Raw genomic sequence first — 21,791 nt, forward strand, 5'->3', positions numbered from 1 at the left:
AAGCATCTTTTTTTATTGCAATAAATACAACGTTTTATTAATAAACATATACTAGTACTAGATTATAGAAATTTTTTGGGGTGATAATCATAGTAAATAATGAATATAGACAAGATTTCATAGGAGCATTAAAAAATTTACCAGCACAAGTTCTTAGTAAATTAAACATATCAACTACGTATTTGAATCAAACAAGTAACAATTTAATAGAGGTTGTTATTATTTCTGGGGAAAGTGTGGATAAAATTAGACAAACTGTGGATAACTTGGGAGGTACTTATGAAGATCTAGGGTATAGCTTTGGTTTGGTGAAAATACCTGTGGATAAAGTTGTGGATTTATCTCTTGATCCACAAATTCAATATATTGAATTACCAAAGAGTCTTTATATAACAGATTCTCAAGCAAATAGAGCTTCATGTGTGCAAACAGCACAAGGAGCATATAACTTGTTAGGAGAAGGAACACTAGTTGGCTTTATAGATACTGGAATAGATTATACGCACCCTGCATTTATGAATGACGATGGAACTACAAGGATAGAGTATATATATGATTTAGATGGAGACGGAAAGATATATAATAAGACAATAATAAATGAAGCATTAGCTTCAGACAATCCATTATCTATAGTACCTTCTAATGACATTGTAGGCCATGGAACTCATGTCGCTGGAATAGCTTGTGCAGGAGGAAGAATAGATCAAAAGTATTATGGGGTCGCGCCTAAAAGTTCAATTGCAATGGTAAAGGTAACAAGAACTCGGTTTTCATTAAGTACTCTAATAATGAGAGGATTAAAATTTCTTGTTGATAGATCAAAAGAACTACAGATGCCATTGGTAGTTAATATTAGTTTGAGTACTAATGATGGGGCGCATAATGGAAGTAGTCTTTTAGAGCAGTATATCCAAACTGTATCCAGTCTAGAGAAAATAACTATAGTTATTGCAGGTGGTAATGAGGGGGAGGCGGCTCATCACATTGGAGGAAAGATAACTTCAGAAAATAAAATAGATTTTAATGTAGCTAGAGATGAAACTATAGTTTCTATAAATTTATATAAGTCGGTTTTACCTCAATTGACTTTAGAGGTGATATCTCCAGATGGAAAAACTAGTGGAATAATTGATGTAGTTGAAGGATTTAATAGTGGAGTTGTGGGATCAACTCGGTATGATATATATAATACTGGGCCTAAACCATTTGATATAAGTGGTGAGATAGGGATAGTATTACAGGGATTAAGAGGATTCATTACAAGTGGACAATGGACAATTGTTTTAAGAAGAGTAAATGATTACGAAGGAACTTTTGATATGTGGCTACCTATATCTGAAGGATTAAATATAAGCACAAAGTTTTTAAATCCTACGATATATAATACCTTAGGTATTCCTGCTACAGTTAGAAATGTGATATCAGTAGGAAGCTATAATTTTTTAACAAATACTATTTCACCATTTAGTGGAAGAGGAAGATTATATAATGGGGGAGAGATAAAACCAGATGTTGTAGCACCAGGAGAGAATATAGAATCAGCTATACCAAATAGGAGTTTTGGACCTAAGACTGGAACTTCAATGGCTACACCTAATGTAACAGGAATATGTGCACTGATGACAGAATGGGGAACTGTTAAGAAAAATGATCCATATCTCTATGGAGAAAGGTTAAGATATTATTTACTGTTAGGAGCTAAGAGAAGAAGACGGGATGTACTTTATCCTGACCCATCTTGGGGATATGGCGAAGTATGTGCATATGATAGTTTGAGTTTAGTAACGGAAGTTATTAATAGCTTAGTTAGAAATAAGAGTGATAGAGAAGAGGCCATTAGACAGCAAGAAAATATATCAAATAATTCTAATATTGCTTCGACTCAGAATAGTAATACTGGAAGTAATAATACAAATACAATTAATAATAAAACCAATATAGGAACTGATAGTGTAGCACCTTCGACTACTGGTGGTACAGATGATCATATTTTTATATTGGTTGAGACACCGACAGAAGAAGCTTTTAAAAAAGCGTTACAAATAAGTGGTGTTATAGGGGTATTAATATCAGAAACATTTGGAATATTAATAACACCAGAAAGTGAAATTGATAATATTGAAAGTTTAGGACTGAAAGTAGTTGATGTTGAAACAAATACAATATTGACATTAAGTCAAATAACACCATTATCAGCTGCTAAGATAGATACAATAAGAGAGAATCCATATTTAAGATTAAATGGAAGAGGAGTGCTGGTAGGAATATTAGATACTGGTATTGATTATTTAAATGAAGAGTTTATGAGAGAAGACGATACATCGAGGATATTCAGAATATGGGACCAAACGATACAAGGGGATAAATATATAAATGATTTAAATTATGGAATAGAATACACAGAGGAACAAATAACTGAAGCTATTAAGTTAAAGAAAAACGGAGGAAATCCATATTCACTAGTGGGTACTACAGATACGATTGGTCACGGAACTGCAATGGCTAGTATTATAGGTGCACGTGGAATAAATCCGGATTTGAAAGGTGCGGCTCCTGATTGTGAATTTGTTATAGTAAAATTAGTTACAGCAAATAAATCTGAGTTGGCAAGAGCATATGTAGATTCAAATGTACCTAGCTATACACCGTGGAGTATATTACTTGGAATAAGATATATTGGAGCGATTGCAAAGGCGACAAATAGACCTGTAGTTATATATATACCTTTAGGGACTAATATGGGCTCGCACACAGGTAATGGTGTTATAGAGACTAGTATTAATAATTATACTTCGAGAATTGGAACTGTTATAGTAACTCCAACAGGAAATCAAGGGAATACTGAAACTCATACAGAAGGAAAAATTGAAAAAACTGGGGATTATAAAGATATACAAATAAGAGTCGGTGCAAAGCAGAAAAGGTTACCTATAGAAATCTGGATAAATAAGCCTAATAGAGTTGTATTGTCTATAATATCTCCTTCAGGAGAAATAATTTCAGATTTGACATCAAAAAATACTAATAGGGAGAAAATAAAGTTTACTTACGAAGGAACAGAGATGATTGTTAATTTTACAAATCCAGAACAAACTACAGGTGATGGATTAATATCTATAAAAGCATCAAATTTAAGAGAAGGTATTTGGAGATTTAGACTAACAGGAGAGTATATAGTGAATGGAAATTATTATTCTTGGATTCCACAAAGAGAGCTATTAGATGAAACTACAAGATTTCTAACTCCTGTTGAAGATACTACTTTAACGTTGCCAAGTACGTCTAGAGGTGCTATATCTGTAGCATATTATAATCAAAATAATAATTCAGTAGTTGGTGAGTCAGGAAGAGGATATACAAGAGATGGAATAATAAAGCCAGAGATTGCTGCAGGAGGTATTAATGCACCAGTGACAAAGCCAGGTGGTGGAATGACAAGTATATCAGGTTCATCAGTTGCTGGAGCTGTTGTTTCTGGTGGCTGCACATTAATATTACAATGGGCAATTGTTGACGGAAATGATCCAACATTATATGCGAATCAGATACGAACTTATATAGTAAGTGGAGCTTCTGGTAGGGTAGGAGATGTGTATCCAAATAGAGATTGGGGATATGGTATGTTTGATTTAGAAAAAGTGTTTAATGTTATTAGAGATGTGTATTCTCCAAAGTTTGTTACTACCGAAAATAGATATGATGAATATAATATTGAAGATTTATTTGTAAGAAGACCTAAATAATCTAAATGTAGTAACTAATTAATATAAAAAATCATATTAATATTAATGGAGAAATATATTAAGGAGAATTTATGGCTGACAAGGGAAGATTAAAGATACAATGTTATGTAAACGACACTTATATTCCGGTAGATGGAACTAAAGCAATATTAAAGCCATCAAGTGGGCAAGAAGGGGAAAGTAAAGAGATTAATCTTGTTACAAACTCATCAGGAGAAACAGAAATAATTGAATTAGATGCTCCTCCATTTTCGTATTCTCAAGAGCCATCTAGACCAACGCCTTATAGTTTATATGATTTAAGAATTGAAAGACCAGGATTCCAAGATTTATTGATAAATGGAGTTCAAATTTTTTCTCAATCATTAGCAATTCAACCATGCAATCTAATTAAGAGCAGTAACACAAGAAGTTCAAGAGCAGATGTTATAAATATCGCTCCTAATACCTTAAATGGTAATTACCCAGCTAAGATACCTGAAGAGGTAGATAAGCCATTACCACCACCAACAAGTGGAGTTGTACTACCAAAGCCTGTAGTTCCAGAGTTTATAACAGTACATGCAGGCAGTCCTAATAATGATTCAGCACCTAATTACAAAGTGCCTTATAAAGACTATATTAAAAATGTAGCTTCATGTGAAATTTATTCAACTTGGCCAGAAAGTACAATAAGGGCTAATATTTATGCGATAATATCATTTACTCTTAATAGAATATACACAGAGTGGTATAGAGGAAAAGGAAAAAATTATGACATAACAAATTCAACTGCTTATGATCATGCATTTAATTATGGAAGAAATTTATATGACAGTATAAGTGTAATAGTTGATGACATATTTTCAAGTTATATTAGGAGATTTGGAAGAAAACAACCCTTATTAACTCAATATTGTGATGGTAAGAATGTTCAATGTCCTGGATGGATGACCCAATGGGGAAGCAAATATCTTGGGGATCAAGGAAAGTCACCATACGATATATTAACTCATTTTTATGGAAATGATATAGAGCTTGTAACAGCAGAAGTTGTTGAAGGGTCACCTAAATCATACCCAGGATATGATTTAACAGTAGGATCAAGTGGTCCAGAAGTTCAAACTATACAAGAGCAATTAAATAGAATAGCCCAAAATTATCCACTTATCCCAAAGGTTGCTGTAGATGGAGTTTTTGGTAATTCAACTAGTGAATCAGTAAAAGTATTCCAAAGTGTATTCAATTTACCTCAGACTGGAGTAGTGGATTATGCAACATGGTACAAGATATCAGATGTATATGTTGGAGTAACAAGAATTGCAGAATTAAGAGGATCAGTTAAGAAGACATTTATACCACCAGTATCATTTGATATAATGAACAATAAGAATGTACCTACATTAACTTATTTTGATGATTGAAGTCAATTAAGAATGAAAGATGAAAAATGACAAATTAATGAATAAAATTAGCTTTACTGATTTTATTAAATATATTTTTAGAAACTGCTTATGCAGTTTCTACATTAATTTGTCATTATAAATTTATAGTTTAAAATTTATTAAGTTCTTTTTTATGTTTAATATAAAAATAAATACATTGAGATATAAATATTAAACTTAATATACCAAAAAGAGGATAAAGTGTAGATATTAAATTACTGAACCCTATTTGTGATATAGGTAATGCAAGAGCAAGCACTAAGAAAATTCCATGCTTAAACTTTATATTGAAAGTTTGTTCTAAGCTTTTACTTATAGAGTAAACATCAGAAACTTCTGTAGAGAACATTTCTAACCATATTATTAGTAGTAATACAGCTTGGATTATATGACCGAATCTTTGGGCTACTAATAATAGAGGTATCTCATATTGATATATATATGGCTGATTAATAAATAATAATAAGTTAATTATGCAAGAAAGTAATGTCAAACCTAATGCTCCAAAAATAACTCCATAAACCATAATCTTGGATTTTTTTACTTCATTACTTAAAGGTACTAAAACGCCAGAACAACAAAGGATATTGTAGCCAGCATAAAGAATTGTAGATAAAACAACCCCGTTCTTCTGTGGTTCAATACTGGTTATAAATTGAAAGTTTAATGTGTCTTTAGCAAATAAGAAATAAAGTATAAATATTACTGTAATTGTAGTTATTAATGCTGGAACTATAAAAGAGTTTACTTCAATTAAGCCATTTGTATCTCTTAATAAAAAGATAGAAGCTATTGCGAGCATAATTAAAGTTCCGACAATTTTAGGTATACCAAAAAATTGATTAATTAAAGCACCACTGCCCGCTAAGATTATAGAGGCGCTAGAAAGTAAATAAACAGTTGTAATTATCCCTGTTATTTTTCCTAAGAGATTTGGACTAATTACTTTTAATACGTCAGTATAGGAGTTAAGTTTATAGGCGATTCCTATTTTACAAATAATAGAACCCATTATGACATAGAAAATACCACAAAATATTATTCCAAAGAAACTAGTTAGTCCATATGAAGTAAAAAATTGAGTTATTTCCTTACCAGAGGCGAGTCCAGCACCTACAATTGTTCCTATAAACACTACAGCTATCTGAAAAATTTTAGTTAAATCTTTTTTCAATTATATCCCCCCAATATATTCCTAATATAAAATATATAAGTTTTACAGTAGTTTTATTCTTTATTTATGAATAACATAAAGTTTTATAGAAAAAATAAAATTATATGACTAGTTTTAGAAAGAATAAAATTAAAGGTGGTTATTAAATTGAGAAGAAATAAATCACTAGTAGTAATTATAATGTTAATGATAACAATTTTACTTGGATGTTCACAAATAGAAAAAAAAGATGATGTAGCTATCAATTTATTTGATATGAAGAAAGCGGATGATATAGTGAAAGAATACTTGAATAATATCGTTTCAGGAGATTTAGAGAGTGCTAATAGCTTACTTTCTGAAGAATTATTAACTTCAAACAAGAACAGTGGGGAAGGTGTTTCAAAAATTATATCATTTAAACCAGACCAATCTATAGAAGGCAGTAATTATGCTTACTTTATTTATAATATTGTGCGAAGTTCAGACGTTGAGCCAAAAAGTGATCTAGAGAATATTACTTTTAAGATTAGAAAACAAAACAAGGAATATAAAATTGATGAAGTTAAATCAAAATCAGAAAAAGAGATTTATATAAAAGGTAGTGGATTACGTATTATTGGTGAGGAGGGTGGAAAAAGTAGCTTAGTTATTAATTTAAATACATTACCTCAAGATACATACTTAAGAGATAACAAAATAATGCTCTATAAAGATGTTGTTCCTAAAGATTCTTTTGGAAAGGTATGTTTAAGCTTTACTGGCAATAGGGTAGCTATAACAACAACTAATAATAAAGATTCTTATATTTGTATAGCTTATATAGATGAAGCTTTGATGTCTAGTGCTCAACCTGGTGGCGATGGTGGAAATTCAGAAGCAAGTTTAGGAACTGGAAATATTGACTCATTGGAAGATGTTTTAGAGAAACCTATTGCACAAAAGTTAGTCACAGTAGATTTGTTAAAGGGGAGTAAAGTAACAAAATTTATCTTTTCTCCAGAAGAAGACATATTACAAGTAAGTTATAACAATGAGTATAATAAGGAACGAATAAAATTATATAAAAGTGATGATGGCTCATTAATTCAAACAGAGCTAGATACGATGTTTCCACAAGATAAATATAATATTTCTAATGGAAAGTTTGAAGAAGATGTTTTTAAATTTAAGGTAACTGCTTCTGATGGTGAAGAAAATACTAATGGTAACTATATTTTGGATTTAAAAAACTTAGATATTAATAAGTTGTAATTGATAAACAAGTGTTTTAAAATAGTTTTAAAACATAAAAGTAGGAGTTACACATGAGAAAAGAATGGAATGGTAAAAGATATCATAGTTTAAATTATTTCCTAAGAAATAAATTTAATGAAAAAATATATAAAATATCATTAGATGGAGGATTTACTTGTCCCAATAGAGATGGAAAAGTAGCTAAAGGTGGATGTACTTTCTGTAGTGCTAGAGGTTCAGGAGATTATGCTGGTAGTAGAATATTATCTATAAATGAACAATTTAATGATAGAAAAAAAATGATGGAGAAAAAGTGGAAGGATGGGAAATATATTGCTTACTTCCAAGCATATACAAACACCTATGCTCCAGTAGAAGAACTGCGACAAAAGTATGAAGAAGCTATAAAACAAGAAAATGTAGTAGCATTATCTATAGCAACAAGACCTGATTGCTTAGATGATGATGTAGTAGATTTACTTGAAGAGATAAGTAAAAAAACTTATCTTTGGGTAGAGCTTGGGCTTCAAACTATAAATGATGAAAGCGCAAGAAACTTTAATAGAGGATATGACTTCAAAGTTTTTGAAGAAGGAATAAAGAAGCTTCAAGATAGAAATATTGAGGTTGTAGTACACACTATCTTTGGGCTACCAGGTGAAACTAAAGAGGATATGTTAAAGACCGTTGATTATGTAGCTCATTCAGGAGCGCAGGGAATAAAGTTCCATTTGCTTCATTTAATGAGCGGAACACAAATGGTTAAGCAATATGAAAGTGGAGAATTAAAATTATTAAGTCAGGAAGATTATATCGATTTAATATGTAAGGGTATAGCTATGATACCGCAAGATATGGTTGTACATAGATTAACTGGAGATGCACCAAGAGAAAGTTTAATTGGGCCAATGTGGAGTTTGAAAAAATGGGAAGTTTTAAATGCTATAGATAAAGCATTGGTTGATAATGATATTTATCAAGGAAAAAATTATATAGAAAAGTAAAAAAGTTTTATTTTTATAAAGAAAGAGTGCATAGCACTCTTTTTTAATTTAAAATAAAAATTAAAGGAACAAATTATGAAAATTAAAAGTCTAATTTTTGAAGGGAGCGGATGATGTGGAGGCTTCAGTGGAGACTCAAAATAACGATGTTATGAGTTTAGATGTAAAAAGAGCAAAGCGTGGAGATAAGGATGCCTTTTGTAATCTTATAAGAATAAATAAGATATCCATGTATAGGGTAGCAAAATCTATATTAAGTAAAGAAGAAGATGTGGAAGATGCTGTTTCAGAAGCTATATTAAAGGCATATAAGAATATAAAATCATTAAAAGATGAAAGTTTTTTTAAGACTTGGCTTATTAGAATAGTGATAAATGAGAGTAATACTCTTTATAAAAAAAGAAGCAGAGAAATATCAGTTGAAAATGAGCATTTCGTAAATCTACAAGTTAATGATAAATACAAAGATGTGACTTTATATAATGCTATAAATGCCTTAGATGATGATTTAAGGACGACAACTATATTATTTTATTTTGAGGATATGAAATATAAAGATATAGCAAAAGTCTTAGATATAAAAGAAGGAACTGTAAAGTCTAGGTTATCGAGAGCGAAGGAGAAATTATACAATATTTTAAAGGAGGAGCTTCATGGATAAATTTGATGAGTTTTTAAAGAAAAGAACTGAAGATGAAAATAAAGATTTTATTTTACCAGAATCTTTTAATTTAAAAATAGAAGAGACATTAAGTAGTTTAGAAGATGATAAAAAAGATAAATGGTATATGAATAAAAAAATAGTATCTATGGTAGCTTGTTTTGCATTAGTATTTTTAGTTGGATTAAGATATTCTATTTTTGATAATAGATTAATTACGGATAAGAGTAGTAGCAACGAGATGGTTATGGATAATGCTCAAAGAAGAGGGATCAATGAATCAGAAACCTCTAATTATAGTAGTGAGCCAGAAATAGCTAATTATAGCTTAGAGGATAGTGCAAATGTAAATATTAATAAAGATGAAGTTAAAGGATTAACTATTAAATCATTATCTGGAGAGGCAAAGTTTAAGTTTGTTAATGAGGAAGAAGATATTGAAAAGATTATAGATTCTATTAATAATATATATAAATCAGAAGTGATAGATCAAGGTATATCAGAATGGGATTTCTTAATACAAACAAGTGGATCAATTAATCATACTATAGAGGTTAGGGGTAATTTAATAAATATAGATAATAGGTATTATGAAGCAGAAGAAGATGTTTCTAAAATTATAAAAGACGTTTATTCTAATTTAAATTATGAAGAAAAAGATATAAAGTATTGTAATGTCACGTATTAATATAATTAGATTATAAATAACACATTATCATGAGGTTTAATATGAAAAATAATAAGAGAATTATTTTTATAGCGCTTATAAGCTTAATGTTATGGGCAATTTTATTAAGATTTTTTTCAAATTTAACGGGAACGATTTGTTTAATTCGAGGTACTATAGGAATACCTTGCCCAGCTTGCGGAATAACTAGGGCAATAAAAAGCTTGATAAAATTAAATATTAAGGATGCACTATATTATAATCCTCTTTTTTTAATACCGTTTATTTTTATAGTAGTTTTAATATTTAAGAGAAAATATATAAAGGTAACAGCTACAATTTGTGCTATTACCTTCATTATTGTTTATATATTTAGAATGAGTTTATATTTTCCTAATACTGAACCTATGAAAATAAATGAAGATTCTATATTAATAAAATATTTAATTAATTAAACTACTTGGAAGATGAAGAACTTTAAGTAGTATGATTCATCTGAATTCCAAAGTATAGGATGATCTGAACTTTGAGTTCTAACTTCAATTTGTCTTAGAGTTTTTCTTGCATCATGAGCAGCTTCTAGTACTGTCTTTTTTAGTTGTTCTTCACTCATGTAATGAGAACAAGAGCAAGTAGCAAAATATCCGCCTGATTTAACCATTTTTAAGCCTCTAAGGTTAATTTCTTTATAACCTCTTATTGCAGCATTAACTGTATTTCTAGATTTAGTAAAGGCTGGTGGATCTAAGATAACAACGTCAAATTGTTTACCTTCTCTTGACCAATCTCCAAGAACATCAAAAGCATTATGACATTCAAATTTAACTGTATCTTGAAGGTTGTTAAGCTCTGCATTTCTTGTTGCACAATCAATAGCATGTTGAGAAACATCAATTCCTAATACTGATTTTGCACCAGCTATCCCAGCATTTAAGGCGAATGAACCTGTATGAGTAAAGCAATCTAAAACATCTCTACCTTTACATATTCTATGCATAGCTGCTCTGTTCTCTTTTTGATCTAAGAAGAAGCCTGTTTTTTGACCATTTTCTAAATCAACTATGTACTTAACACCATTTTCAATTATTTCTATATTAGTATCAAAAGGTTGGGTTAAGAAGCCTTTAGTTTGTTCTAGACCTTCTATTTCTCTAGTCTTTATATCACTTCTTTCGTAAACCCCTTTAGCATTATACTCTTCAACTAATATTTTAACTATTATATCTCTGTATTTATCCATACCTAAGGTTGATATTTGAATTACAAAATAGTCACCAAATTTATCAACTGTTAATCCGGGTAAGAAATCAGCTTCACCAAATATAAATCGACAAGAAGAAGTATCTATTACAGTTTTTCTATAATCCCATGCTTGAGCAAATCTTTTTTTGAAAAACTCTTCGTTAATTTCTTCATTTATGTCTCTAGTCATTATTCTAATAGTAATTTTGCTTTGATCATTTATATAACCTTTTCCTATAAAATAATTCTTATGATTATATACTTCAACTATATCTCCGTTTTCATATTCACCATCATATTCATTTATTTCATCTATATATATCCAAGGACGACCTTGTTCTGCTCTCTTATTTTTACCTTTATGTAAATAAAATTTACAATTCATTTGTAAACATCTCCTTTATGAAATAAGTCTTATAAGATTATAACATAAGTATTAATAAATCAATAATTAAAAGTCGCTTATTTAATATAAAGTCGCAAAAAACACTATAATATAACAAAATGGAATTAAACAAGCATATTTGATAACAGATTAAGAATAAAAATTAAAAAAAAATATTAAAAAAATATTAAAATCATAATTGACTTAATAAAATGATTATGGTAAAATTTTACCAATACCTATCAATGTAATAAAATGTAAACACAGTAAAATAATAAATTAAATGAGTATATTTATTAGTTAAGTAATATAATGCTTGCAATTGTAATTATATCTTGTAAGGGATTATATTTATTTATAAAAATACAAGAACTAAAAAGGGGGAAAAAAAATGAAGAAAAAGCTTATTTCAGCATTAGCTGTTGGTTTAAGTTGTATTATGCTACTTGGGGGATGTGGAAACGGCAATAATGCAGACACATCAGACAATGGAAACAGCAATGATACTCAAGCACAAGAATCAACAGGAGAAATATCTGATGCAACAGAAGGATATATTCCAGGATATGATCCTTCAAAGAACGTGCCAGCTGCATTAAATAGAAAGGATACATTAGTAATCGGTGTTGAAGCTCCAGATGAAGTTTTCAATCCACTATATGCAGAATCAGCATATGACGTATATGTTGTTGAGTCAATGTTCGATGGAATGGTAGGAGTAGACGAAGGTGGTATGGCAATTCCAAACCTAGCAGACTGGACAGTATCAGAAGATGGTCTTACTTACACATTCACATTAAAAGATGATCTTAAATTCTGGGATGGTTCACCATTAACAACTGCAGACGTTGAGTTTACTTACACAATTATGTGTGATGGAACTTATGATGGTCCTTCAGACCCAGTAAATAGCACTAAGATTAAAGGTGCTAAAGCTTACCAAGAAGGTACAGCTACTTCAATAGAAGGAATAAAAGTTATAGATGAAAAGACAATAGAATTTACTTTAGAAGAAGTAAATGCTGATGCTATATATGATTTAAGCGCTGGAATAATTTCTAAAGCTCATTACGGAGCAGAATATACTCAAGGAAATCTTGATTATATAAAGAAATTCCACAAAGATCCATTAGGAGCTGGACAATACAAATTTGTTAGCAGTTCAGCTGGACAAGAAGTTGTTTTAGAAGCTAATGAAAATTACTTCTTAGGTGCTCCACAAATAAAGAACGTTATTTATAAAGTAACTTCTGCAGACACTAGAATGCAAATGTTACAAAGTGGTGAAGTCGATATGGATATGGCTACAGTTAACGAAGATAACGTTAATTCTTTAAAAGAAGCTGGATTCTTAGATTTACACATATTCCCAACAAATGGTTATGGATATATCGGTATGAATATTTCAAATCCTAAATTCTCAGATCCTAAAGTTAGACAAGCTTTAACTTATGGATTAAACAGAGCAGAAGTTGTTGAAGCTAGCTTTAGTGGCGGATTTGCAGATGTTATTAATACACCTCAATCTAAGGTTTCATGGTCTTATACAGAACCAACTAACAAATATGAGTTTGACTTAGAAAAAGCTAAACAATTATTAGATGAAGCTGGTTGGGTAGTTGGATCTGACGGTATAAGAGAAAAAGATGGTGTTAAGTTTGAAATTAAATTTACAGCTTCTACTCCAAATGAAGTTAACGAAGCTATCATTCCTATAGCTCAACAAAACTATGCTGAATTAGGAATTAAATTTGAAGCAGAACAAATGGACTTTAATGCAGTTAGAGAAAAAGTTAACAACGGAAATGCTGAAATGTTCTTCATGGCTTGGGGATTAACTCCATCACCAGACCCATACGGAACTTTAGGAACAACTGGGGCTCAAAATAAGACATTCTACTCTAATGCAAAAGTTGATGAATTATGTAAGGCTGGATTACAAGAAACAGACCAAACTAAGAGAAAAGAAATTTATGCAGAGTTATGGCAAACATTAAACGAAGATCTTCCATACATCTTCTTATATCAAAGAAGAGATATGTGGGCTGTAAACTCAAGAGTAAAAGGATTTGAAAACCAAATCACTCCATACAAGAAATTTACAGCAAGTCTTTATAAGTTAACATTAGAATAAAAAAATATAATATGCTCAGCTAGGTATGGCTGAGCATATTTGTCCAAAAACACAATTTGTAAAAAGGAGGTAAAAAGATGTTTACATACATTACAAGAAGACTTCTTCAAATGATTCCAGTAGTATTAGGTGCTTCATTATTAATATTTGTTGTAATATCAATGGCTCCTGGAGATTATGTTGATACAAATTCCAACGCCAATATGACAGAAGAGAAGAAGCAAGAATTAAGAGAATTAATGGGACTAGATAAGCCAATCCCAGTAAGATATGTAAATTGGATGGGAAAAGCTTTAAAAGGAGAATTAGGAGACTCTTTAAAGTTTAAACAACCAGTAGTACAAGTTATAAACACTTATATGTGGAACTCATTTTATTTATCAATAGCAGCATTTGTAGCGAGTATATTAATTGCTGTACCAATAGGAATAGTATCGGCAACGAAACAATACTCTCTTATAGACGGATTTTTCACGGTTATAGCACTCATAGGTATATCCTTACCGGCGTTTTTCTTAGGGCTATTACTAATTAAAATATTAGCTTTTGATACAGGCTGGTTCCCGGTTAGTGGAATGACCACAACAGGAATGGGAGCAAGCGGATTCGCATATGTAAAGGACGTAGTTTATCATATGTTCTTACCGTTTTTAGTATTAACATTAATCCAAATAGGATCTTTAATGAGATATACAAGAACTAGTATGTTAGAAGTTATAAGACAAGATTATATTAGAACAGCAAGGGCAAAGGGATTAAAAGAATCAGTAGTAATTTATAAGCATGCACTTAGAAATGCTTTAATTCCTATTGTAACTATTTTAGGAATGTCATTACCTGGACTTTTCGGTGGAGCCCTTATGACGGAAAAAATATTTGCTTGGCCTGGAATAGGTAAAGTAGCTTATGACTGTTTAGTAGCAAGAGATTATCCTTTCTTAATAGCGTTTAATATGTTCTTAGCTATTTTAATGCTAGTAGGAAACTTAATTGCGGACGTATCTTATGCTCTAGTAGATCCAAGAGTTAGACTAAAGTAAAGGAGGAAACAGGATGAATACAGAACCACAAGTAGTTACAAAAACTCCTAAAGTTAAAAAAGAAAAAATACAATCTCCTGGGAGAGTAGTTTTAAATAGATTATTAAAAAATAAATTAGCTATGGTTGGGTTAGGGATAATAATATTTATGTTCTTATTTTGCTTTGTAGGACCACTTTTATCACCACATTCACCAGATGCTATGAACTTTGCTATGAAAAAGCAACCACCAAGCTCAACTTATTGGTTTGGAACAGACCTTTTAGGTAGAGATATCATGGTTAGACTTATGTATGCAGGAAGAGTTTCATTAATGGTTGGACTTATTGCTGTATCAATAGAAGTTGTTATCGGAGGAATCGTAGGTGCTGTAGCTGGATTCTATGGAGGATGGGTAGATTCTGTATTAATGAGAATAGTTGATATTTTCCTAAGCGTACCATTCTTACCTATGATGATTACATTAGGAGCGATGCTTTCAGACTTAGATGTTAGTCCAGATAAAAGAATAATATTTGTTATGATTATAATCGGGGTTTTATCTTGGCCTAGTATAGCTCGTCTTGTAAGAGGACAAATTCTTTCTTTAAGAGAGCAAGAATTTATGCAAGCTGCAGAAGCAGTTGGTTTGAGAGATAGTAGAAAGATATTTAGACATTTATTACCTAATACTATACCTTCAATTATAGTATCAGCAACATTAGGTATTGGTGGAGCTATAATGACAGAATCTGCATTAAGTTACCTTGGAATGGGTGTTACACCACCAGCAGCTTCTTGGGGAAATATGATTCAAGCGGTAAATAACTTTATAGATTTAATGCAAAGACCTTGGCTTTGGGTACCGCCTGGAACTTGTATCTTCTTAACAGTTATGGCAATTAACTTGTTAGGAGATGGACTAAGAGATGCTCTTGATCCAAAACTAAAGAAATAAGGGGGGCTCTGATATGGAAAATTTAGCACAATTTGAAGAATTGCTAGAATTTAAAAATTTAAGAACTTATTTTCATACTGAAGCTGGATTAGTTAAGGCTGTTAATGATGTAAGTTTTAAGATAAAAAGTGGAGAAGTAGTTGGCGTAGTTGGAGAATCTGGGTGCGGTAAAAGTGTTACAGCTATGAGTCTTATGAGATTAGTATCTTCACCAGGTAAAATTGAAGGTGGGGAAATAATTTTTGAAGGTAAAAATCTTTTAGAATTACCAGAAGGTGAAATGAGATCAATTCGTGGAAATGATATAGCTATGATATTCCAAGAGCCAATGACATCTTTAAATCCTGTATTTACAGTTGGTAAGCAAATAATGGAAGCAGTAATGCTACATAGAAAAGTTAATAAAAAAGAGGCAAGAAAAGTTGCTGTAGAAATGATAGATTTAGTAGGTATTCCAGATGCAGAAAGAGTTGTTGATAGATATCCTCATGAACTAAGTGGTGGTATGAGACAAAGAATTATGATAGCTATGGCATTATCATGTAACCCTAAGCTATTAATAGCAGATGAACCTACAACAGCGTTAGACGTAACTATTCAAGCTCAAATTTTAGACCTTATGAGAGGAATAAAAGATAAGCTTAATACATCTATTATGCTTATAACACATGATCTTGGGGTTGTTGCAGAAATGGCTGATTATGTAGTTGTAATGTATGCTGGTAAAGTAATAGAAGAAGGACCTGTAGATGTAATATTTAAAAATCCATCTCACCCATATACTGTAGGATTACTTAAATCAAAGCCTATATTAAACCAAGTTCAAGATAGACTTTACTCAATTCCAGGACAAGTTCCAAGTCCTATTAATATGCCAGATAATTGTTACTTTAGTGGTAGATGTGAGTACTGCTTCGATAAATGTAAAGAAGGACAACCTACATTGAAATTAATAGAACCAGGACATAAAGTTTCTTGCTGGAAGTATGAGGAGGTATAGGGATGAATGAAACAATTTTAAAAGTTGAAGGACTAAAGAAATACTTCCCTATAAAAGGTGGAGTTTTTCAAACTACAATTGGTAATGTTAAGGCAGTAGATGGAGTATCATTTGAAATAAAAAAAGGTGAAACTTTAGGATTAGTTGGTGAGTCTGGTTGTGGGAAAAGCACAACAGGTAGAACTATTCTTAGGTTATTAGAAAAAACTGAAGGTTCAGTTATATATAAAGGTACAGATATTCATGAATTAAAGAAAAAAGAGTTAAGAAATCTTAGAACAGATATGCAAATAGTTTTCCAAGATCCATATTCTTCTCTTAATCCAAGAATGTCAATTGGAGAAATAATTAGTGAAGCTGTTATTCATCATGGAATAGTTAGCAAAAAAGATGCTAGAGACTTAACTTTGGAAACAATGAGAATATGTGGATTATCAGATTACCAAATAGATAGATACCCTCATGAATTTTCAGGTGGACAAAGACAAAGAATTGGTATTGCAAGAGCACTTATTTTAAATCCATCATTTATAGTTGCTGATGAACCTGTATCAGCGCTAGATGTATCTATTCAGGCACAAATAATAAATCTTTTATCTGATTTACAAGAAAAAAGAGATTTAACTTATTTATTTATATCACATGACTTAAGCGTTGTTGAGCATTTAAGTACAAAGGTTGGAGTAATGTATTTAGGATCTATGGTTGAGCTTGCAGATAAAGCTGAAATATACAAGAATCCTATACACCCATATACAAAGGCATTATTCTCAGCTATTCCAATACCAGATCCAACACGTAGAAGAGATAGAATAATACTAACAGGGGACATTCCAAGTCCATCAAATCCACCAACAGGATGTAAGTTCCATACTAGATGTCCATATGCAACTGCAAGATGTAGTGAAGAAGAGCCACAATATAAGAATGTAGGTAGCAATCACTTTGTAGCATGTCATTTAGTTTAACGGTAACTAAGGAGGAAGCAATATGTTCAGATTTGATCACAGAAAAGATGAACAGAGAAGAAGAGAAAAAGAATTACTAAAAGAAGTAAAAATGACAGAAAAACCTAAATTTAAGGATTTAGTTGCAATTATGTTTGCACAGTACCTTATAATTTTACCAGTTGCATTTATAGGAATAATAGTATTTGCTTTAGCAATAAAATTATTATTAAAATATTGGGGAAGTTAAAATTATATGAGTAAAAAATATAGCCCATAAGATTATTAATTGTAACAATTAATAATCTTATGGGCTTATTAAGTACCTAGCTAAAGTTCACTGCCGATAGACTAATTTTGTGAGTAGGTGTTTTAGAAATAGACTATAGGTTTTGATGCAGGACAAAGGTTATTTGAGCACATAAGTATTCATAGAATTAAATATATATATTTATAAGAAATACTATATAATATAGACAGGCTGTAAATTTAATAGAGGTGAAAAAATGAACTACGTTTATATTTTAAGATGTAATGATGATAGTTTATATACTGGATGGACAAATAACCTAGAAAAAAGGTTAAAAACACATTTAGCAGGAAAAGGGGCAAAATATACAAAAGCTAGATTGCCTGTGGAGCTTGTTTATTATGAAGAATTTGAAGATAAGATAGAAGCAATGAAAAGAGAATATAAGATTAAGCAGTTAAGTAGAAAAGAAAAATTAAAATTAGTACATATAGAAGATATAGATAAATAGCCATTCATAGAGTGTAAAATACTTTTGACATAGAAAAAAATATAGAGTTGAATTGTTGTAAAATTTTATCCTTAGCTAAGAAAATATAGCTAAGGATATTTTTACGTTTAAAACCTGTAATAAACTTAAGACATAAATTATTTCCCGGGAAAATTCCACTCAGAATAAAATTCTTCTAAGAAGTTTTCCATAAACTTATGTCTTTTTTCAGCTATTTCTTTAGCTGTATTTGTATTCATTAAATCCTTTAGCTTTAATAGTTTCTCATAAAAGTGATTTACAGTATGATTTTCTGCATTTTTAACTTGTTCTAATGAAGTAAACTCTATTGGGTTAATAGAGGGATCATATATTTGTCGTCCTTTACTTCCACCATAAGCAAAGGTTCTAGCGATTCCTATAGCGCCAATTGCATCTAATCTGTCGGAGTCTTGAATCACTTTACCTTCAATAGAATTTTGAGTAGAATCAACTACACCACCTTTAAATGACATGGTTTTAATAATAGATATAATTTTATTTATATCATTTTTAGGGACACTTATAGAAGCTAAAAAGTTTTCTGTAGTAGTTGTATTAGTATCAGTATCATTCGAGAACTTCCAATCATCAATATCGTGTAGTAATGAGGTCATTTCAACTATAAAAAGGTCTGCATTTTCTTTTTCAGCGATAAATTTAGATAAGTTATAAACCCTTTCTATATGAAACCAATCATGGCCACTACCTTCTCCATATAGCTTTTCTTTTACGAAGTCTTTAGTTTTTTCTATCATTAAATTTTTATCCATAAATGACTCCTTCAAATTTTATTTATTATTATTTTATTATACATAACATTTAATAAAGCTAGTAGTTATATTATAATAAGAACATAAGATTCGAAAGTGAAAAGGATGATTTTATGAATTTAATTACATTAGAAAATATAACTAAAAGTTATTCTGAAAAGATATTAGTAGATAATATATCATTAGGAATAAATGAAGGAGAGAAAATAGGTATCATAGGAGTAAATGGTACTGGTAAATCAACTTTCTTGAAAATAATAGCTGGTATGGAAGAGCCGGATTCAGGAACTGTAACTAAAGGAAATAGAGTGAGAATAGAATATCTTTCTCAAAGCCCAGATTATGATGAGAATGCAACAGTTATTGAGCAAGTATTTAGAGGGAACTCTGATGAGATGAGTCTTTTAAGAGATTATGAAGAAGTATTAGAAGAGATAAATAAGAATCCTTCTAATGAGGAATTGAATAGTAAGTTAATAAAACTTCAAGGTAAGATAGATGCTTTAAATCTTTGGGGATTGGAAAGTGAAGCAAAAGTAGTATTAACTAAGCTTGGAATAAATGATTTTGAAGCAAAGGTAAGTACTCTTTCTGGAGGACAAAAGAAGAGAGTAATGTTAGCGGCAGCATTAATAACTCCTAGTGAATTATTGATTCTAGATGAGCCTACTAACCATTTAGATAATGAAACTATAAATTGGTTAGAGGAATATTTAAACAGTAGAAAAGGATCTTTATTAATGATAACTCATGATAGATACTTCTTAGATAGAGTTACTAATAGGATTCTAGAATTAGATCAAGGAAGATTATTCAGTTATGAAGGAAACTATTCTGTTTTCTTAGAAAAGAAAATGGAAAGAATGGAAATGGAACAGGCATCAGAAGAGAAAAGACAAAACCTTATAAGAAAAGAGCTTGCTTGGGTTAGAAGGGGAGCTAAGGCTAGAACAACTAAGCAAAAAGCAAGGTTAGATAGATTTGATGAACTTGTAAATAGAAAGGTTTATGATCAGGATGAAAATGTTGAGATTTCAGTTATGGGAAGTAGACTTGGTAAAAAGATAATTGAAATCGAAAATATATCTAAAGGTTTTGGCGAGAAGCAATTAATAAAAGATTTTAGATATATTGTAACTAGACAAGATAGAATAGGTATTGTTGGTGAAAATGGAGTAGGAAAATCTACATTAATTAAAATGTTAGAAGAAAAAATTATGCCTGATAGTGGGGAGATAATAAAAGGTGAAACTGTTAGAATAGCTTGTTTCTCTCAAGATGATGAGCATATGAATCCAGATATGAGAGCTATTGAATATATTAAAGAAGTAGCAGAATATTTACAAACAGCTACAGGAGAAAGAATAACAGCTTCTCAAATGTGTGAAAAGTTCTTATTTGATGGTACTCTACAATGGACTCCAATTGGAAAGTTATCAGGAGGAGAAAGAAGAAGACTTCACTTGTTAAGAGTACTTATGGATTCACCTAATGTACTTTTACTAGATGAGCCTACAAATGATTTAGATATAGAAACTCTAAAGAGATTAGAAGATTATCTTGATGACTTTGGAGGAGTAGTTATAACTGTATCACATGATAGATATTTCTTAGATAGAATATGTAATAAGATTTTTGCATATGAGGGTAATGGAGATATAAGAATATATACAGGGAATTATAGTGATTATTTATTAACTAAAGAATATGAGGAAGCTATAAATAAACAAGAAAAGTCTACAGAAAAGCCAAAAGATTTAACGGAGAAAAAAGAGAGAGTTAAAGAGAAAAAACTAAAATTTACGTATAAAGAAGAAAGAGAATTTGAAACAATCGATGAAGATATAGAAAACTTAGAAAATAAAATATCTGAAATAGACATATTAATGGATAAAAACTCTAGAGATTTTGGAAAACTTCAAGAACTGATGAAAGAAAAAGAGGAGACTGAAGCTGAATTAGAACATAAATATGAAAGATGGGAATATTTAAATGATTTAGCCCAAAAGATAGAGGAACAAAAAGGTAATAAATAGCCAGTATAAATAAAAGAAAACGACAAATACTATTAATGTAGCAAGGATGAGTACACATAACTTAATACCTATGTTACTGTAGATGAACTAGTAATATTTTATATTGCTAGTTCATTTTAAGTATAAAAAAATGTCCTGCAATATAGGTTGCAGGACATTCTACATATGTGGGGATATGTATATCAAAGTTGATGTTAATTACTATTTAAATGTTCATCGATTAAAGATTGAATCTTGTCTTTACATCTAAAGCCTTTACAGCCACCATTACAAGCACCAGTTACCCTAGAAACATCTTCTACAGTGTGAGCACCATTAGAAATAACTTCTTTAATTGTAGCTCTAGAAACAGCTTTACATACACAAACTTTAGTTATTTTATCAAGGATTTCTTGATTTAAATTATTGTTTTCCATAGTGTATTCACTCCTAAATATTAAGAACTATTTATTAGAAAACTAATATATAATCTATGATTTAATTATAATAAGTAAAATAACAAAAGTCAATATTAAATAATAATTATTATTAGTTAAATTTTCTACTAAGTTTTTTGTTATTATTTATTTTTTGCTATTATAATATTCTATTTAAACTAATTTTTTAAAATAAAACAGTTTTTGGATGTAA

General features: G+C 30.4%; 19 protein-coding genes. 15 read left to right on the top strand and 4 right to left on the bottom strand.

Annotated features, from left to right (window positions below; translation table 11 throughout):
* The first annotated feature begins 80 nt into the window (after positions 1–80).
* Both H8S20_RS13495 and H8S20_RS13500 read left to right on the top strand, forming a co-directional pair.
* Positions 81–3,743: a S8 family serine peptidase gene (locus tag H8S20_RS13495; protein ID WP_186860454.1), complete on the top strand. Its 3,663-nt coding sequence runs from the start codon at positions 81–83 to the stop codon at positions 3,741–3,743.
* Positions 3,744–3,814: 71 nt separating this feature from the next.
* On the top strand, positions 3,815–5,146 hold the full coding sequence (locus H8S20_RS13500; protein WP_186860455.1) for a peptidoglycan-binding domain-containing protein: 1,332 nt from the start codon (positions 3,815–3,817) through the stop codon (positions 5,144–5,146).
* Positions 5,147–5,276: 130 nt separating this feature from the next.
* Here the strand turns inward: H8S20_RS13500 and H8S20_RS13505 are convergent, their stop codons facing one another.
* The gene (locus H8S20_RS13505; RefSeq protein WP_186860456.1) at positions 5,277–6,341 is read right to left on the bottom strand and encodes a YkvI family membrane protein; all 1,065 of its coding nucleotides are present in this window, start codon (positions 6,339–6,341) and stop codon (positions 5,277–5,279) included.
* 147 nt (positions 6,342–6,488) lie between these two features.
* On the opposite strand from H8S20_RS13505, the gene H8S20_RS13510 reads away from it, so the two are divergent.
* The 5 genes from H8S20_RS13510 (at position 6,489) to H8S20_RS13530 (ending at position 10,343) form a co-directional block, all read left to right on the top strand.
* On the top strand, positions 6,489–7,574 hold the full coding sequence (locus H8S20_RS13510) for a hypothetical protein (protein WP_032116875.1): 1,086 nt from the start codon (positions 6,489–6,491) through the stop codon (positions 7,572–7,574).
* Between the two features lie 53 nt (positions 7,575–7,627).
* On the top strand, positions 7,628–8,560 hold the full coding sequence (gene mnmL, locus H8S20_RS13515; protein WP_186860457.1) for a tRNA modification radical SAM protein MnmL/YtqA: 933 nt from the start codon (positions 7,628–7,630) through the stop codon (positions 8,558–8,560).
* Positions 8,561–8,711: 151 nt separating this feature from the next.
* Positions 8,712–9,221, top strand: coding sequence for a sigma-70 family RNA polymerase sigma factor (locus tag H8S20_RS13520; protein WP_042281062.1), 510 nt, complete (start codon positions 8,712–8,714; stop codon positions 9,219–9,221).
* The gene (locus H8S20_RS13525) at positions 9,214–9,909 is read left to right on the top strand and encodes a hypothetical protein (RefSeq protein WP_032116878.1); all 696 of its coding nucleotides are present in this window, start codon (positions 9,214–9,216) and stop codon (positions 9,907–9,909) included. Before H8S20_RS13520 ends, H8S20_RS13525 begins: the two co-directional genes overlap by 8 nt.
* 41 nt (positions 9,910–9,950) lie before the next feature.
* Positions 9,951–10,343, top strand: coding sequence for a DUF2752 domain-containing protein (locus H8S20_RS13530; RefSeq protein WP_186860458.1), 393 nt, complete (start codon positions 9,951–9,953; stop codon positions 10,341–10,343).
* Here H8S20_RS13530 and H8S20_RS13535 read toward each other — a convergent pair.
* Entirely contained in the window at positions 10,340–11,515 is a 1,176-nt protein-coding gene (locus tag H8S20_RS13535) for a class I SAM-dependent rRNA methyltransferase (protein WP_032116880.1), read from the bottom strand. The genes H8S20_RS13530 and H8S20_RS13535 overlap by 4 nt on opposite strands.
* Before the next feature lie 391 nt (positions 11,516–11,906).
* On the opposite strand from H8S20_RS13535, the gene H8S20_RS13540 reads away from it, so the two are divergent.
* The 7 genes from H8S20_RS13540 (at position 11,907) to H8S20_RS13570 (ending at position 18,334) form a co-directional block, all read left to right on the top strand.
* On the top strand, positions 11,907–13,649 hold the full coding sequence (locus H8S20_RS13540; RefSeq protein WP_032116881.1) for an ABC transporter substrate-binding protein: 1,743 nt from the start codon (positions 11,907–11,909) through the stop codon (positions 13,647–13,649).
* 77 nt (positions 13,650–13,726) lie between these two features.
* Positions 13,727–14,689: an ABC transporter permease gene (locus tag H8S20_RS13545; RefSeq protein WP_032116882.1), complete on the top strand. Its 963-nt coding sequence runs from the start codon at positions 13,727–13,729 to the stop codon at positions 14,687–14,689.
* 13 nt (positions 14,690–14,702) lie between these two features.
* On the top strand, positions 14,703–15,626 hold the full coding sequence (gene opp4C, locus H8S20_RS13550) for an oligopeptide ABC transporter permease (protein WP_032116883.1): 924 nt from the start codon (positions 14,703–14,705) through the stop codon (positions 15,624–15,626).
* Positions 15,627–15,639: 13 nt separating this feature from the next.
* Positions 15,640–16,626, top strand: coding sequence for an ABC transporter ATP-binding protein (locus H8S20_RS13555; RefSeq protein WP_032116884.1), 987 nt, complete (start codon positions 15,640–15,642; stop codon positions 16,624–16,626).
* A 2-nt stretch (positions 16,627–16,628) separates the two neighbouring features.
* Positions 16,629–17,594, top strand: coding sequence for an ABC transporter ATP-binding protein (locus tag H8S20_RS13560; protein ID WP_032116885.1), 966 nt, complete (start codon positions 16,629–16,631; stop codon positions 17,592–17,594).
* A 22-nt stretch (positions 17,595–17,616) separates the two neighbouring features.
* A complete protein-coding gene (locus H8S20_RS13565; RefSeq protein ID WP_032116886.1) occupies positions 17,617–17,823 on the top strand; it encodes a hypothetical protein in 207 nt (68 codons plus the stop codon).
* A gap of 256 nt (positions 17,824–18,079) precedes the next feature.
* Positions 18,080–18,334 carry a GIY-YIG nuclease family protein gene (locus tag H8S20_RS13570; RefSeq protein ID WP_186860459.1) on the top strand — a complete coding sequence of 85 codons (255 nt, stop codon included), beginning with the start codon at positions 18,080–18,082 and terminating at the stop codon, positions 18,332–18,334.
* Between the two features lie 137 nt (positions 18,335–18,471).
* Here the strand turns inward: H8S20_RS13570 and H8S20_RS13575 are convergent, their stop codons facing one another.
* Positions 18,472–19,125, bottom strand: a complete 654-nt coding sequence (locus H8S20_RS13575) for an HD domain-containing protein (protein ID WP_186860460.1) — start codon at positions 19,123–19,125, stop codon at positions 18,472–18,474.
* A 113-nt stretch (positions 19,126–19,238) separates the two neighbouring features.
* Here H8S20_RS13575 and H8S20_RS13580 point away from each other — a divergent pair, with 113 nt between their 5' ends.
* Positions 19,239–21,161, top strand: coding sequence for an ABC-F family ATP-binding cassette domain-containing protein (locus H8S20_RS13580; protein WP_186860461.1), 1,923 nt, complete (start codon positions 19,239–19,241; stop codon positions 21,159–21,161).
* 194 nt (positions 21,162–21,355) lie between these two features.
* Here the strand turns inward: H8S20_RS13580 and H8S20_RS13585 are convergent, their stop codons facing one another.
* Positions 21,356–21,577, bottom strand: coding sequence for a (2Fe-2S)-binding protein (locus H8S20_RS13585; protein WP_032116890.1), 222 nt, complete (start codon positions 21,575–21,577; stop codon positions 21,356–21,358).
* Positions 21,578–21,791: the final 214 nt, after the last annotated feature.

The organism is Clostridium hominis, assembly GCF_014287825.1.
Lineage (GTDB): Bacteria > Bacillota > Clostridia > Clostridiales > Clostridiaceae > Clostridium > Clostridium hominis.

Bases quoted from the DNA above. Each gene is read 5' to 3' on its own strand.
- H8S20_RS13545 (WP_032116882.1), top strand. From the start codon at position 13,727: ATGTTTACATACATTACAAGAAGACTTCTTCAAATGATTCCAGTAGTA.
- opp4C (WP_032116883.1), top strand. From the start codon at position 14,703: ATGAATACAGAACCACAAGTAGTTACAAAAACTCCTAAAGTTAAAAAA.
- H8S20_RS13585 (WP_032116890.1), bottom strand. From the start codon at position 21,577: ATGGAAAACAATAATTTAAATCAAGAAATCCTTGATAAAATAACTAAA.
- H8S20_RS13540 (WP_032116881.1), top strand. From the start codon at position 11,907: ATGAAGAAAAAGCTTATTTCAGCATTAGCTGTTGGTTTAAGTTGTATT.
- H8S20_RS13560 (WP_032116885.1), top strand. From the start codon at position 16,629: ATGAATGAAACAATTTTAAAAGTTGAAGGACTAAAGAAATACTTCCCT.
- H8S20_RS13525 (WP_032116878.1), top strand. From the start codon at position 9,214: ATGGATAAATTTGATGAGTTTTTAAAGAAAAGAACTGAAGATGAAAAT.
- H8S20_RS13575 (WP_186860460.1), bottom strand. From the start codon at position 19,125: ATGGATAAAAATTTAATGATAGAAAAAACTAAAGACTTCGTAAAAGAA.
- mnmL (WP_186860457.1), top strand. From the start codon at position 7,628: ATGAGAAAAGAATGGAATGGTAAAAGATATCATAGTTTAAATTATTTC.
- H8S20_RS13535 (WP_032116880.1), bottom strand. From the start codon at position 11,515: ATGAATTGTAAATTTTATTTACATAAAGGTAAAAATAAGAGAGCAGAA.
- H8S20_RS13530 (WP_186860458.1), top strand. From the start codon at position 9,951: ATGAAAAATAATAAGAGAATTATTTTTATAGCGCTTATAAGCTTAATG.
- H8S20_RS13555 (WP_032116884.1), top strand. From the start codon at position 15,640: ATGGAAAATTTAGCACAATTTGAAGAATTGCTAGAATTTAAAAATTTA.
- H8S20_RS13520 (WP_042281062.1), top strand. From the start codon at position 8,712: ATGAGTTTAGATGTAAAAAGAGCAAAGCGTGGAGATAAGGATGCCTTT.
- H8S20_RS13580 (WP_186860461.1), top strand. From the start codon at position 19,239: ATGAATTTAATTACATTAGAAAATATAACTAAAAGTTATTCTGAAAAG.
- H8S20_RS13570 (WP_186860459.1), top strand. From the start codon at position 18,080: ATGAACTACGTTTATATTTTAAGATGTAATGATGATAGTTTATATACT.
- H8S20_RS13500 (WP_186860455.1), top strand. From the start codon at position 3,815: ATGGCTGACAAGGGAAGATTAAAGATACAATGTTATGTAAACGACACT.
- H8S20_RS13565 (WP_032116886.1), top strand. From the start codon at position 17,617: ATGTTCAGATTTGATCACAGAAAAGATGAACAGAGAAGAAGAGAAAAA.